We start from the raw sequence: 14139 nt of genomic DNA on the forward strand, positions 1-14139 counted from the left end.
CATGTCCAACGTTTTCCCCCTCCCCGACGTCGGCGAGGGCCTCACCGAAGCCGACATCGTGGCGTGGAAGGTCGCCGAGGGCGACACCGTCACCGTCAACCAGATCCTCGTCGAGATCGAGACCGCGAAGTCCCTCGTCGAGCTCCCCAGCCCCCAGGCGGGCACCATCGAGGCGCTCCTCGTGGGTGAGGGCGAGACCGTTGACGTCGGCACCCCGATCGTCCGCTTCGGCGGCGAGGGCTCCGACGGATCCGAGAGGGCCGGCACCACCCCGGTCGCGGAGCCGGGTGCTCCCGCGCCGGACCAGACCGATGCCGTCCCCGCGCCGACGGAGACCGGCGACGGCACGGCCGGTCCCAACCTCGTGGGCTACGGGGTGAGGGCCGCGTCCTCCAAGCGCCGCCCGCGCAAGCAGGCGGGCTCCCCGCAGGCCGCGGCACAACCCGCACCCGAGGCGCCCGCCTCCCGGGCCGCGCCCGCCGCTGACACGGAGACCGCCCCGTCTGCCGCCCCGGCCGAGGCACAGCCGCGGACGGACGGGCCGGCCGACCCCGGTGCCTCCGCCGGGCGGGTGCTCGCCAAACCGCCGGTGCGCAAGCTCGCGAAGGACCGCGGCATCGACCTCGCCGGAGTGCGGGCCACGGGCTCGCGGGGCGAGGTCACCCGCGCCGACCTGCTCGCCCACCTCGACGGAGGCTCCGAACAGGAGACCCCGGCGGGCGCCGCGACGCCGGCCGGCAGTGCGGGGGCGTCGGCTGCTGTCGGCACCGCGGCCGCTGCTGCGCAGCCCGGCTCGGAGGAGCGCGTGCCGCTCAAGGGCGTCAACCGGATGATGGCCAAGGCGATGGTGGACTCCGCGTTCACCGCCCCGCACGTCACCGAGTTCCTCGACGTCGACGTCACCCGAACCATGGAGTTCGTCCGCCACCTCAAGTCCACGCAGCTGCTCGGCCCCGACGTCAAGGTCTCCCCGCTGCTCGTCGTGGCGCGGGCCGTGATCTGGGCGGCGTTGCGGACCCCGCGCATCAATGCCGTCCTCGACGGCGACGACGTCGTCATCAAGCACTACGTCAACCTCGGGATCGCCGCGGCCACCCCACGCGGGCTCGTCGTCCCTAACATCAAGAACGCTCACGCGCTCGGCCTCGGCGCACTCGCGCAGGAGATCGTCGGCCTCACCGCGGCCGCGCGGGCCGGCCGCTCGACCCCGGCGTCCCAGGCCGGCGGTACCATCACCATCACCAACGTCGGGGTGTTCGGGGTCGACTCCGGCACGCCGATCATCAACCCGGGCGAATCGGCGATCGTCGCCTTCGGCAGCATCCGGAAGCGTCCCTGGGTGGTCGACGACGAGATCGTCCCCCGCGAGATCACGACCCTGTCGGTGTCCGCCGACCACCGCGTCGTCGACGGGGCGGCGATCTCCCAGTTCCTCGCCGACATCGGCCGGGCGCTCGAAGAGCCCCTCGTCATGCTGTCCTGACCGGGCCCGCCGCCGCAGCGGTCGGGGCGCCGCGCCTGCGGCACCCCGGCCGCAATGCGCTCGCAGTGCGCTCGCAGTGCGAGCGCCATGAGTTGAGCCGGGGCCGCCGAGGAGGGTGCGCGCCGGCATGCACCCTCACCGCTGACCTGCTCCTGCCGGGCAGGGCCGCTCAGGGATTGAGCTTCGTGGCCTCGTCCGGGCCCTCGGTCGTCGACAGCTTCTTCGCGAAGCAGTGGTCGCGGTCGATGCCGAGCTCGCGGCAGTGCGCGAGCGCCTCCTGCGGGTCCTCGTAGCCCGTGTCGAGCACGGTGATCCAGTAGTCGTTGAATCGGAACGTCGACCAGTCGCCGCTCCACAGGAGCATCGCCTCGGGGTGCTCGGTACGGTTCTGCTCGAACTCCTCGAGGATGTCCTCCTCGGTCCAGGTGCGGCCCTCGGTGCGCAGGCCGTCCTGCTTGGCGCTCAGCTGCACAACCCAGCGGTCCTGCAGCTCGTCCATCGCCCGGGCGGTGTCGTCCTCGGAGATCGACCGGAGCTGCTCGCCGGCGGCCACGGCGGTTGCGGCGGAGTCGGTGGAGCCGGAGGCGTGGCCCGTTCCCGCATCGGTCTGCGGCTGCGAGCTGTCCGAGGGCATCTCGGTGGAGCGGATGCCGTTGTCGGGGCCGAGGAAGTTCCCGCCGAGCACGAGCGCGATCGCGAGGACCGAAACACCGGCCACGGTGGCGAGCAGGATGCGCGGGCCGCTGCGACGGCCCCCTCTGTCGCGGGTCGGGGTGCCGCCGCTGCCGGACCCGGCGGGCGCCTCGGCACCGGGAGCGGGGTGCGTGCCGGGAACCGCGTTGGGCTGCTCACCGGTGTGCGCGGCGATGTACTCGTAGTAGGTGGACCGGTCGACGTCGCTGCGGTCGTGGCCTGTCTGCCCGGTGCCGCCCGTCGCGGACCTGTCGAGTGCTGACAGCGGGTAGTACTGCCCGTCGGCGGCCTGGAAGTAGGCGGAGCCGTCGGCGGCGCGGAAGCAGGCCAGGCCGTCGGGTCCGGTGAAGTGCCCCGTCGCCGGTGCCCTGGGCTGCGGAGCAGACTGCGGGGCGGGGCTCGGGGCGGAGGAGGGAGGAGCCGGGAAGGCGGGCGGGGACGCCGGCGGGGCCGGGTACGGCGCGGTGGGATGCGGGAGCGCCCGGGGTGCCGGTCGCCCGTCTGCGGGTGCGTCGATGCGTGCCGGGCGATCGGGATCCCAGTTCTCGCTCTGTGCCGGGCGGATCCGGGGTCTGCGCGGATCTCGGCCGGGCGTCGTGCCGTCCGGAGGAAGGGGGCTCATCGGGTGCGTGGCCTCGGTCCGTGGGCAGCCTGCGGGCAGTCCATGGAGAATACTGTGGCACGTCCGCTGCGCGGGATCAACCGGATTTGCCTGGTCCGACCGGGCTCCCATAGGATGTTCTTCTGTTGTGTCGATCGATGACCGATCAGCTTCCCCCGCACGGCCCGCGCATCCGCCGCGTCGCGTGGAGGATCCGATCGCCGGACATCGACACAGTGCTCATTGAGCGCTGCATCTTGCTTCGGCCCCCTCTCACAGGCTTCAGCTCAGCGCTGATGAGACATCTCGTCACGAAAGTGCGCTCCCGTCCGCGGGAGCGTGCGGAACTGACGGACACGAGCCCTTCGCCGGGCGCAGGCATGTCGGCCCTCCGCACCGCGGAGTCAGCAGGCGCCGGCCCGGTGTCGAATCATGTGTGATGTCTTCGGCGTGTCCACCCCGAACGGTCCGTGCGCGGACCGGTGGGGAACCGGCAGTCCGGTGGACCGTCGGCATTAGTGAAACTGGAGGAGAGAAATGGCAGCAACCTGCCAGGTGACCGGGGCCGTTCCCGGTTTCGGACACAATGTGTCCCACTCGAACCGCCGCACCAAGCGCCGGTTCGACCCGAATATTCAGAAGAAGCGCTACTTCGTGCCCTCGCTGCGGCGTTCCGTGACCCTCACGGTGTCCACCAAGGGCATCAAGATCATCGACGCCCGCGGAATCGACTCCGTGGTGAATGAACTCATCGCCAAGGGAGTGAAGCTCTGATGGCCAAAGCACAGGACATCCGCCCGATCATCAAGCTCAAGTCGACGGCCGGCACCGGGTACACCTACGTGACCCGCAAGAACCGCCGCAACAACCCGGATCGCATCGTGCTCAAGAAGTACGATCCCACGATCCGCAAGCACGTCGAATTCCGAGAGGAGCGCTGAGCGCACATGGCCAAGAAGTCGAAGATCGCCCGTGACCAGCAGCGCCGCGAGGTCGTCGAGCGCTACGCCGAGCGTCGCGCCACCCTCAAGCGTCAGCTCACCCACCCGGACAGCACCGACGACGAGCGCGAGGAGGCACGTCTGGCACTCCAGAAGCTGCCCCGCGACGCCTCGCCGGTCCGTCTGCGCAACCGCGACCAGGTCGACGGTCGCCCGCGCGGATACCTCCGCAAGTTCGGTCTGTCGCGCGTCCGCTTCCGCGAGATGGCGCACAACGGCGAACTCCCCGGGATCACCAAGTCCAGCTGGTAGTCTCTGGTAAGTTCGTAATCGGTTAAACAGATCCGATGTCCTGAAGGAGGGCACAACTATGGCTAAGAACCGCAGTGAACTCGTCTCCGAGGTCGCAGAGAGCACCGGCCTGACCCAGAAGCAGGTCTCCGATGTTCTCGACGGCGTCTTCGAGTCGTTCTCGAACGTCGTCGCCAAGGGCGAGAAGCTCACCATCCCGGGCTGGCTGTCCGTCGAGCGCACCGAGCGTGCCGCTCGCAAGGGCCGCAACCCGCAGACCGGTGAAGAGATCCAGATCGCTGCCGGTTACTCGGTCAAGCTGTCCGCGGGCTCGAAGCTCAAGGCTGCCGCCGGTACCCCGAAGAAGTGATTCTTCGCGCACCTGCGCTGAAGGCCCGGACCCTCTGAGGGTCCGGGCCTTCGCCCATTCATGGGCCGAGGTGGCCCGGCCGTCCCGAGGCGTGTCGCCCGAGCCCGGTACCGGGGCCGGGCGCCCGGGGTCGGTCGCCCAGGCCCGAAGGCGCATCGCCGGGCGCGGTCACACCCCCAGGGTGCTCGCTGAGAGTGCGATCGCCGAAGGTTTCGCTCTCAGGAACCTTCGGAGATTGCGCTCCAGGGGGTGCGTTGGTCCGGGGCGCAGGCGGCGACTACCCTTGAGACATGCGTGTTTCAGCGATCCAGCTCGCCTATACCGATGAGGACTCCCAGCAGACGCGGATCGAGCGCGCCGCCCGGCTCGTGAGGGCCCAGCACGGCTCCGATCTCGTCATCCTGCCCGAGCTGTGGTCGCCCGGCGGCTTCTCGTACCGCGACTGGGGACCCCGCGCCGAATCGCCCACCGACGGGCCGACCGTCACCGCGCTCGCCCAGGCGGCCCGCGACATCGGCGCCTACGTGCACATCGGCTCCGTCATCGAGGGCAGCGAGACCGCCCTGGCCCGGCTCGCCGAATACGACCATGACGTCACCGCCCTCCCGGAGCTGCCCGACGGCGAGCGCCACCTGTGGAACACCTCGGTCGTCGTGTCCCCGGCCGGCGAGGTCATCGCGACGTACCGCAAGATCCACCGCTTCGGGTTCGGCTCCGGCGAGCCCAAGCTCCTCGAGGCCGGTGAGGACATCGTCACCGTGCCGCTCGAGGTCGACGGCCGCACCGTCGCCCTCGGCCTCGCCACCTGCTACGACCTCCGGTTCCCGGAGATGTTCCGCGCCCTGCTCGACGCCGGGGCCGAGGTCGTCGCCGTGCCCGCCGCCTGGCCCGCGCCACGGGTCGACCACTGGAGCCTGTTCGCCCGCGCCCGCGCCGCCGAGGACTTCATGGCCGTGATCGCCTGTAACACCGCCGGCTTCCACTCGCGCACGGAGATGGGCGGGCACTCCGTCATCGTCGACGCCTCCGGAACCGTCCTCGCCGAGGCGGCCACCGATGAGACCGTGATCGTCGCCGACATCGACATCGACGCGATCCACACCCGCCGCGAGAGCTTCCCCGCGCTCGCCGACCGACGGCTGCGCTGAGCGGCCGGTGACCACCACCCAGGCCACGCGCACCACCGGTCCGGCCGGTCGCGGCCCCGCCGGGGCGGCAGCGGACCGCCGCACCGCGCGCCGGCTCCGCCTCGCCGCGCTCCCGGGCTTCATCGTCCTCGGCGCGGTCGTCGGCCTCCTCGCCCTCGACTCCACCGGTGCCGCGGCCCCCACCCTGCTCAACGACGCCGGCCCGCTCGGCCGCTTCGGCCTGCCGGCGGCGAAGTTCCTCTTCAACACCGCGATGGCGGTGACGATCGGCGCTCTCGTGCTCGCCTCCGTGGTGCTGCCCCGCAGCGCCCCGGTCCGCCGTCGCCACAGGGATCGCAAGGCCGACGCGGACCAGGAGCTCGATCCCGCCTGGTCGGCGTGCCTGCGGGTGGCCGAGGTCGCCTCGGTGGCGTGGACGGTGTCCGCGATCGGCGTGCTCGTCCTCACCTTCGTCGACACGGCCGGCGCGCAGGCGCTGACCGGTGACTTCTCCGCCCAGCTCGGGGTGTACGTCACCCAGGTGCCCTACGGCCAGCTGTGGACGCTCATCGTCGTGCTCGCCGCGATCGTCTCCACCCTCGTGTTCGCGGTCCGCAGCTTCACCGGGATCGGCCTCGTCACCGTCCTGTCGTTCATCCCGCTCGTCCCTCAGGCCCTCATGGGGCATGCGGCGGAGGCCTCCGGCCACATGCAGGCGGTCAACAGCATCGGGCTCCACCTCGTCGCCGTCGTCGTGTGGCTCGGCGGGCTGTTGGCCCTCGCGGTGCTCGCCCCCGTGCTCACCGGCCGCGGGGACCTCGGCGTGCTCGTCTCGCGGTTCTCCGCGCTGGCACTGTTCGCCTGGGCACTCATGATCGTCTCCGGGTTCTTCAACGCCCTCCTGCGCGTGGACTCGCTCGCGGACTGGACGACCCCCTACGGGATGCTCGTCGTCGTCAAGATCGCCCTCACCGCGGCGCTCGGCGTCATCGGCTGGTGGCACCGCAGCTTCGTCATCGGCCGCCTCGCCGGCTCGCCCGCGGACGGCGCCGCTGCCGGGCGGCCGGGCACGGCCGGGGCGAGCTCCGCCGCCGGGAGAGCGACGGTGCAGGCCACCGGGACGAGCGGGACCGTCTCCTCCCGGGTCGAGTTCTGGCGCCTGATCGGCATCGAGACACTGCTGTTCTCGGCCGTCATGGCGCTCGGCACCGTGCTCGCCCGCTCCCAGCCGCCCGTGCCCGACGAGCCGCCGGCCGTGCCCACCCCGGCCGAGCGGCTGACCTCCGAGCCCCTGCCGCCGGAGCCCACCTGGGCCACGTTCTTCACCGAGTGGCAGCTCGACCCGCTGTGGGTGGTCGTCGCCGTCGGCCTCGCGATCGCCTACATCGCCGGATTCGTGCGCCTGCGCCGGCGCGGGGACGCCTGGCCGGTCGGACGCCTGATCCTGTGGCTGGTCGGCATGGCGCTGCTCGTCTACGTGACCTCCGGTGGGCCGATGGTCTACGGGCGGGTGCTGTTCTCCGCCCACATGATCCAGCACATGCTCATCGTCATGTTCATCCCGCTGCCCATGGTCCTCGGCGCGCCGATCACCCTGCTCATGCGTGCGGTGCCCGCCCGCACCGACGGCTCGCGCGGCGCCCGCGATTGGATCCTGGGCGCCGTCCACCACCCGTATCTGCGGTTCTGGGCCCACCCGGTGGTGGCGGCGGTGAACTTCTCCGGCTCGCTCGTCGTCTTCTACTATTCCGGACTCATGTGGTGGGCGCTGTCGACACACATCGGCCACGAGCTCATGATCCTCCACTTCACCGCCGCCGGGTACATGTTCGCGCAGGCGATGATCGGCATCGACCCCGGCGTCAGCCGCTTCCGCTACCCGCTGCGGCTCCTGCTGCTCCTCATCACCATGGCCTTCCACGCCTTCTTCGGGCTGTCGATCATGGCTTCGACGACCCTCATCGAGGGCGATTGGTACGGCAACATCGGCCACGGCTGGATCCCGGCGATCGAGGACCAGGTGCGCGGGGGCGAGATCGCCTGGGGCATCGGCGAGCTGCCGACCCTCGCGCTGGCGATCATCGCCGCCGTCCAGTGGTCGCGCTCCTCGGACCGCGAGGCGAAGCGCCGCGACCGCGCCGAGGACCGCAGCGGCGACGCGGAGCTCAAGGCCTACAACGACATGCTCGCCGGCCTCGATCGGCGCCGCTGAGCAGCGCGGCCGATCCACCGGGCTGTCCAGCAGGGCCGCGGGGCTGTGCGGCAGGGCCGCCGGGCCGCTCCCCACCTCCCTCTCCTGTGCCCGGGTGCACCGCAGGGCACACATCATCTGCGGACTTGCACACTGCAATCGGGTCACGAAGTGCGATCCGTGCTTGAAGGGCACACAGGAAAGGTTCAGGATGGGCTATCGAACGCACCCCGAAGGAGTGGCCGCGTGCAACCGGCCCACAGCGCTGTGACCGGTACGACTACGTCATCTCCTTCACTCACCCGCCTGCGGATCACCGTCCGGCGGGAGGACCATCCCGGGAGCCCCGGGTCGACCCGGCTCGGCACCCGCCGAGCGAAGGAGCATCATGAGCACGAACACATCGGAGGCGCTCAAGCCCGAGGAGCGCACGCAGCTGCAGCGCGTCGTCGCGGCCTCGATGGCCGGCACGATCGTCGAGTGGTACGAGTTCTTCCTCTACGCGGCGGCCGCCACCCTCGTCTTCAACAAGATCCTCTTCCCGCAGTCGGACAACCCGTTCGACGCGATCATCCTCGCCTTCGGCTCCTACGCGATCGGATTCATCGCCCGCCCGCTCGGCGGCATCGTGTTCGGCCACTTCGGCGACAAGCACGGCCGCAAGAAGCTGCTCCAGCTCTCGATCATCCTCGTCGGCACCTCGACGTTCCTCATGGGGTGCATCCCGACCTTCGAGGCCGTCGGCTACATCGCGCCGGTCATGCTCGTCCTGCTCCGCTTCATCCAGGGCTTCGCGGTCGGCGGCGAATGGGGCGGCGCCGTGCTCCTCGTCGCCGAGCACTCCCCGCGCGACGCTCGTGGCTTCTGGTCCTCGTGGCCGCAGGCCGCGGTGCCGATGGGCAACCTGCTCGCCACCGGCGTGCTGTTCGGCCTCGTCGCCGTCCTGTCCGATGCGGCCTTCCTGTCCTGGGGCTGGCGCGTCGCCTTCTGGCTGTCGGCCGTCATCGTGTTCGTCGGCTGGTACATCCGCACCAAGGTCGCCGACGCCCCGATCTTCCAGGAGGCGCAGGAGGAGGTCGTCGAGGGCGAGGCCGGCTACGGCGTCGCCGAGGTGTTCAAGCGCTACCCGCGCGGCGTCTTCACCGCGATGGGCCTGCGCTTCGTCGAGAACATCCACTACTACCTCGTCGTGACCTTCTCGATCACCTACCTCTCGATCCAGGTCGGCGTCGAGAGCATGGAGATCCTCGGCCTGCTGCTCGTCGCGCACGCCATCCATGCCGCCGCCGTGCCGCTGGTCGGCAAGGTCGGCGACATCGTCGGCCGCAAGATCCCCTACGGGATCGGCATCGTGCTGACCGCGACCTGGGGCTTCTTCGCCTTCCCGCTGTTCGACACCGGCGAGGACATGCTCATCCTCGTCGCCGTCGTCGCCGGACTCCTGTTCCACGCGCTCATGTACGCCTGCCAGCCGGCGATGATGGCGGAGATGTTCCCCACCCGCATGCGGTACTCCGGCGTCTCGCTCGGCTACCAGGTGACCGCGATCGTCGCCGGCTCGATGGCGCCGATCATCGCGACCTTCCTGCTGCGGAACTTCGAGTCCTCGATCCCGATCTCGTTCTACCTCGCGGCGGCCGCAGCGGTGAGCTTCGTCGCGCTGCTGTTCACCCGTGAGACCCGCGGCATCGACCTGCTCGAGATCGACCGCCTCGACAACGAGCGCCGTGCCGGTGAGCGCGCCGCCCGGGCGGCCGGATGACCGGGCGGCCGGCGGGGGCCGGCATCGCCGGGAAGCGCGCTCTCGTCACCGGCGCCGCCTCGGGCTTGGGGCGCGCGATCGCCTCGGCCCTGGCCGGTGCCGGTGCGCGGGTGACGGTCGCCGACATCGACGCGGAGGCCGCGCACGCGGTCGCCGAGGAGATCGGCGGGGAGACCTGGATCGCGGACTTCTCCGACACGGACGCGCTCGACGGGATCACCCTCGAGGCGGACATCCTCGTCAACAACGCCGGGATCCAGCGGATCCACCCGCTCGAGGAGTTCCCGCTCAGCGAGTGGCGGCTCATCAACCGGCTCATGCTCGAGGCGCCCTTCCTCCTCACCAAGGCGGTGCTGCCCGGGATGTACGCACGCGGCTGGGGGCGGATCATCAACCTCAGCTCGATCCACGGTCTGCGCGCCTCCCCGTACAAGAGCGCCTACGTCGCGGCCAAGCACGGGCTCATGGGCCTGACGAAGGCCACCGCCCTCGAGGGTGGTCCGCACGGGGTGACGTGCAACGCGATCAATCCCGGCTACGTCATGACGCCGATCGTGCAGCGGCAGGTCGCCGACCAGGCGCAGACGCGCGGGATCGGCGAGGAGCAGGTGATGGAGGACGTGTTCCTCGCCCACTCGGCCGTGCCCCGGCTCGCCGAGCCCGAGGAGATCGCCGAGCTGGCGCTGTTCCTCGCCTCGGACGCCGCGGCCGTCATCACCGGTGCCGCCCACGTCGTCGACGGGGGCTGGTCCGCCGGCTGAGCAGGCCCCCTGCCCCTGCGGGGCCGGACTCGCATGCGGGCGCCGCTTCCCCGCCCCCCGTCAGTCGGCGGCCGGCTCGGGCGCCTCCGCGGGGAGGGCCGAGCCGGGGAGCACCTCGGGCACGACCGGCGGCCGGGCGGAGAACTCGCGGAGGATCTCGAGCGCGGCCTCCACCCCGCGGTTGCGCAGCGCCTCGCGGCGCACGTTCGCCCAGTAGGTGATCCGGAGGTCGAACTCGGGGATCACCCGGACGAGTGCAGGGCTCGCCTGGCCGAGGTAGTTCGGGAGCAGCCCGATCCCGGCGCCGTGCTCGGCCGCACGGACGTGGACGAGCATGGAGTTCGAGCGGAGGAAGCCGCGGGGTTCCGGCAGGCGCGCGCCGGCGGAGTCGAGGACGTCGACGCCGAGCGTGTGCTCGATGTAGTAGACGAGCCGGTGGTCGGTGAGCTCGGCGACCGTGCGCGGGGTGCCGTTGGCCGCGAGGTACTCGGGGGTGGCGAACAGACCCAGGCTGTAGGCGTTGAGCTGGTAGCTCAGCGAGCGCGCCACCTGGGGGCGGCCGACGACGATCTCGATGTCGACGCCGGACCGGTACTGGCGGGCGCGCTGGGTGGCGGTGACGAGCTCGACCTGGAGCCCGGGGTGGAGGCGCTGGAGCTCGGTGAGCGCGGGCGCGGCCCAGGTCAGGCTGAAGCCCTCCGGGGCGGCCACGCGCACCATCCCGGTGAGCTCCGCGGCACCCGTGACCGTCTGCTGGGCGCGGGCGAGGGCCGCCTCGATGTCCTCGGCGACGGCGAGCAGCTCACGCCCGCGCGAGGTGAGCTCCCAGCCCTCCGGGGCGTTGACGAGCACGCGGTCGCCGACGCTCTTCTCCAGTGCGGCGATCCGGCGGGACACCGTCGTGTGGTTGATCCCGAGGCTGTGCGCGGCGGCGGTGTACTTGCCCAGGCGGGCGACGGCGAGCAGGGTGAGGAGATCGTCCGGCGCGACGGGGTGCGCACTGTGGCCGGGGCGAAGGTGCGGGCCCGGGCGGGGAGCGGTGCCGGGCCGAGGTCCGCTGCCCGGGCGGGGGCCGGCGCCGGTCCGGCCGCGGACCGGCTCGCCGTGTGCATCGGTGTGGGGCATGTTCGGAGTGTATCTGCAGAGCTGCACACTCGGTTTGCGCAACTGGCCCGCCGCGCACAGTGCCGCGCCCGCACGGGCGGACGTAGGCTGGTGGCACGACCAGGACAGCGCGGCCCGGATGCACAGCAGTCGGCCGCCACCCGTGTGCAAGGAGGCACCATGGCAACCATCGGATGGATCGGCTTGGGCAATATGGGCAGGCCGATGACGAAGAACCTCATCGCCGCCGGGCACACCGTGCGTGGCTACGACCTCGACGAGCGCGCCGTGGCGGCGGCCGCGGAGAACGGCGTCGAGGCGGTCGGCTCGATCGCGCAGGCCGTCGACGGGGCCGAGGTCGTCTTCACCATGCTCCCCAAGGGCGAGCACGCCCGCAGCGTCCACCTCGGCGACGGCGGGGTGCTCGAGTTCGCCGCACCCGGGACCCTGCTCATCGACTCCTCGACGATCGACGTCGACTCCGCGAACGCGCTCCACGACGCCGCCGAGAAGGCCGGGTTCGCGTTCGTCGACGCTCCGGTGTCCGGCGGCATCTCCGGCGCCGCGGCCGGGACGCTGACCTTCATGCTCGGCGGGGCGGATGCCGACGTCGAGCGCGCCCGGACCTTCGTCGAGCCGATGGCCGGCAACGTCTTCCACGCCGGCGGCAACGGTGCGGGCCAGGCGGCGAAGATCGTCAACAACATGATGCTCGCGATCAGCCTCCAGGGCGCGGCGGAGGGCGCGGTGCTCGCCCGGAAGCTCGGGCTCGACGCGCAGACCTTCTGGGACATCGCCCATGTGTCCTCCGGCGACTCGTGGCCGCTGCGCACCTGGTACCCGGTGCCCGGCGTGGTCGAGACGTCCGCGGCGAACAAGGGCTTCGACGCGACCTTCGCGACCGCGCTCGCCCACAAGGACGTCGGGCTCGCGATGGCTGGTGCGGAGTCCGTGGGCGTCACCCTGCCGGCGGCCCAGGTCGCCTTCGACAACCTGCAGAAGCTCATGGACGACGGCTACGCGGACAAGGACTGCTCCCTCGTCATCCGCAACATCGACCCCGAGGCGCCGGGCGTCCCGCAGGACTGAGGGCGCCCCGGCCCGGTGCGCCTCAGTCCGCCGCGGGCCGGGCGCCGAACACGCTCGAGCCGATCCGCACCATCGTCGCGCCCTCGTCGATCGCGAGCTCGAAGTCGTTGCTCATGCCCATCGACAGCTCGGTCATCGTCTCGTCGATGATGCCCTGCTCGAGCAGCGCGGTGCGCAGCCCGGTGAGCTCACGGTAGCTCGGGCGGATCTCCGCCTCGGTCGAGCCGGGCAGCCCGATCGTCATGAGGCCGCGCATCCGCATCCGGTCGAGGCCCTGGAGCGCGCCGATGAGCTCGCCGGCGGCCTCGGGCGCGACACCGGATTTCGAGTCCTCGCGCGAGGTGTTGACCTGGACGAAGTACTCGACCCGTGCCTCGGTCGTCTCGAGGCGGCGCTGGATCCGCTGCGCGAGCTCGAGCGAGTCGATCGACTGGATGCACGTCGCGACCCGCAGCGCGTGGTTGACCTTGTTCTTCTGCAGCGGGCCGATGAGGTGCGTCTCGTGGGGGATGTCGGCGAGCGCCTCGGCCTTGCCGGTGAGCTCCTGCACCCGGTTCTCGCCGATGAGCGTGAACCCGTGGGTGAGCGCGGTGCGGATGCGCTCCGCGGACTGGGTCTTCGTCGCGAGCATGATGCGCACGCTGTCGGCGGGCCGTCCGGCGGATTCGGCCGCGGCGGCGGCACGCTCGGCCACCTCGTCGAGGCGGGCGCGGACCGCCGTCGCCTCCTCGGGCGCGAGGCTGCCGGGGGACGCGGCGCCGGTGTGGGGCTCGGTGCTGCTACGGGGCTCGGTGCTGTCGTGGGATGCGGACATGCCCCCATCGTCTCACCAGTCGTGCGCCGCGGTCACGGCACCGGGCCCGCCGGTGTCGCGCGGGCGGTGCCGCACGGCTGTGCTGTGCCCGCCGGGGCCCCGAGCCGAGCGACTGCTCAGCGGCGCGGGGCTACTCTGTGTCCATGGAACTCCTCTCCGGGCTCGGCCTCGCGACCTCCTCGGGCCTCAACGCCTACATCCCGCTGCTCGTGCTCGGGCTGCTCGACCGGTTCACCCCCGTCGTCGAGCTCGGGCCGAGCTTCGCCTGGCTGTCGAACGGCTGGATCCTCGGGCTCCTCGCGGTGCTCCTCGTCATCGAGCTGCTCGCGGACAAGTTCCCGGCCGTCGACTCGATCAACGATGCGATCCAGACCGTCGTGCGGCCCACCTCGGGCGGCATCGTGTTCGGCTCCGCCGCGACCTCGGAGATCGCCGGGCTCGGCGCGGGCACGCTCACCGTCACCGATCCCGAGGCGGTCGCCGGCTGGCAGACCTGGGTACCGGTCGTCACCGGCATCGTCATCGCGCTCGTCGTCCACCTGACGAAGGCGCTCACCCGGCCGATGGCGAACACCGCGACGGCCGGCACCGCCGCCCCCGTGCTCTCCACCGGGGAGGACATCGTGTCCGCCGGGCTCTCGCTCATCGCCGTGTTCCTGCCGCTCGTCGTCGTCCTCGCGGTGATCGGCCTCGTGGTCGTCGCAGTCGTCGTTCGCCGCCGCATGCGCCGCAGGCGCGACCGGCGGCTCCGCAGCGGGTCGGTCTGATGCGCCCGACCCCCGGAGCGCGGGCCGAACTGCGGGGTATCCCATGATCGGCGCACAATTGCGCGGTGCGTTCCGGATACCGCGCAGTTCGGAGCTCGGGCGCAGCGCTGCGCCGGGGCGGGGCCCGAGGCGGCCGATGACGGGC

The 14139-nt window shown here is 71.5% G+C and carries 14 protein-coding genes; 11 read left to right on the forward strand and 3 right to left on the reverse strand.

All coding sequences use genetic code 11. The features are described 5' to 3' along the window. Position 1 precedes the first annotated feature (1 nt). Complete coding sequence (locus ABD883_RS01095) at positions 2-1483, forward strand: dihydrolipoamide acetyltransferase family protein (RefSeq protein ID WP_345029180.1); 1482 nt, start codon at positions 2-4, stop codon at positions 1481-1483. Between the two features lie 169 nt (positions 1484-1652). Here ABD883_RS01095 and ABD883_RS01100 read toward each other — a convergent pair whose 3' ends face one another. Then, positions 1653-2798: a hypothetical protein gene (locus ABD883_RS01100; protein WP_345029182.1), complete on the reverse strand. Its 1146-nt coding sequence runs from the start codon at positions 2796-2798 to the stop codon at positions 1653-1655. A 516-nt stretch (positions 2799-3314) separates the two neighbouring features. Between ABD883_RS01100 and rpmB the strand changes: the two genes are divergently transcribed. From rpmB to ABD883_RS01140, 8 genes are all read left to right on the forward strand, one after another. Then, entirely contained in the window at positions 3315-3551 is a 237-nt protein-coding gene (gene rpmB, locus ABD883_RS01105) for a 50S ribosomal protein L28 (protein ID WP_101652986.1), read from the forward strand. Continuing rightward, positions 3551-3718 carry a 50S ribosomal protein L33 gene (gene rpmG / locus ABD883_RS01110; RefSeq protein ID WP_101652987.1) on the forward strand — a complete coding sequence of 56 codons (168 nt, stop codon included), beginning with the start codon at positions 3551-3553 and terminating at the stop codon, positions 3716-3718. Before rpmB ends, rpmG begins: the two co-directional genes overlap by 1 nt. A gap of 6 nt (positions 3719-3724) precedes the next feature. After that, a complete protein-coding gene (gene rpsN / locus ABD883_RS01115) occupies positions 3725-4030 on the forward strand; it encodes a 30S ribosomal protein S14 (RefSeq protein WP_247424195.1) in 306 nt (101 codons plus the stop codon). Between the two features lie 58 nt (positions 4031-4088). Then, positions 4089-4379 (forward strand): HU family DNA-binding protein, encoded by a 291-nt coding sequence (locus ABD883_RS01120; protein WP_137318597.1) that lies wholly within the window; start codon positions 4089-4091, stop codon positions 4377-4379. 290 nt (positions 4380-4669) lie between these two features. Then, entirely contained in the window at positions 4670-5527 is an 858-nt protein-coding gene (locus tag ABD883_RS01125; protein ID WP_345029184.1) for a nitrilase-related carbon-nitrogen hydrolase, read from the forward strand. 7 nt (positions 5528-5534) lie between these two features. Continuing rightward, positions 5535-7718, forward strand: a complete 2184-nt coding sequence (locus tag ABD883_RS01130; protein WP_345029185.1) for a bifunctional copper resistance protein CopD/cytochrome c oxidase assembly protein — start codon at positions 5535-5537, stop codon at positions 7716-7718. Between the two features lie 367 nt (positions 7719-8085). After that, on the forward strand, positions 8086-9459 hold the full coding sequence (locus tag ABD883_RS01135; protein ID WP_295690634.1) for an MFS transporter: 1374 nt from the start codon (positions 8086-8088) through the stop codon (positions 9457-9459). Next, complete coding sequence (locus ABD883_RS01140; protein WP_265809549.1) at positions 9456-10220, forward strand: 3-hydroxybutyrate dehydrogenase; 765 nt, start codon at positions 9456-9458, stop codon at positions 10218-10220. Before ABD883_RS01135 ends, ABD883_RS01140 begins: the two co-directional genes overlap by 4 nt. Positions 10221-10280: 60 nt before the next feature. Here ABD883_RS01140 and ABD883_RS01145 read toward each other — a convergent pair whose 3' ends face one another. After that, positions 10281-11345, reverse strand: coding sequence for a LysR family transcriptional regulator (locus tag ABD883_RS01145; protein ID WP_345029189.1), 1065 nt, complete (start codon positions 11343-11345; stop codon positions 10281-10283). Between the two features lie 159 nt (positions 11346-11504). On the opposite strand from ABD883_RS01145, the gene mmsB reads away from it, so the two are divergent. Further along, on the forward strand, positions 11505-12413 hold the full coding sequence (gene mmsB, locus ABD883_RS01150; RefSeq protein ID WP_137318605.1) for a 3-hydroxyisobutyrate dehydrogenase: 909 nt from the start codon (positions 11505-11507) through the stop codon (positions 12411-12413). A 22-nt stretch (positions 12414-12435) separates the two neighbouring features. Here the strand turns inward: mmsB and ABD883_RS01155 are convergent, their stop codons facing one another. Next, positions 12436-13227 carry a YggS family pyridoxal phosphate-dependent enzyme gene (locus ABD883_RS01155; protein WP_137318606.1) on the reverse strand — a complete coding sequence of 264 codons (792 nt, stop codon included), beginning with the start codon at positions 13225-13227 and terminating at the stop codon, positions 12436-12438. A gap of 143 nt (positions 13228-13370) precedes the next feature. On the opposite strand from ABD883_RS01155, the gene ABD883_RS01160 reads away from it, so the two are divergent. Further along, positions 13371-13994, forward strand: a complete 624-nt coding sequence (locus ABD883_RS01160; protein ID WP_345029194.1) for a DUF4126 domain-containing protein — start codon at positions 13371-13373, stop codon at positions 13992-13994. The last annotated feature ends 145 nt before the right edge of the window (positions 13995-14139 follow it).

It is taken from the genome of Brevibacterium pityocampae (assembly GCF_039541555.1).
GTDB lineage: Bacteria > Actinomycetota > Actinomycetes > Actinomycetales > Brevibacteriaceae > Brevibacterium > Brevibacterium pityocampae.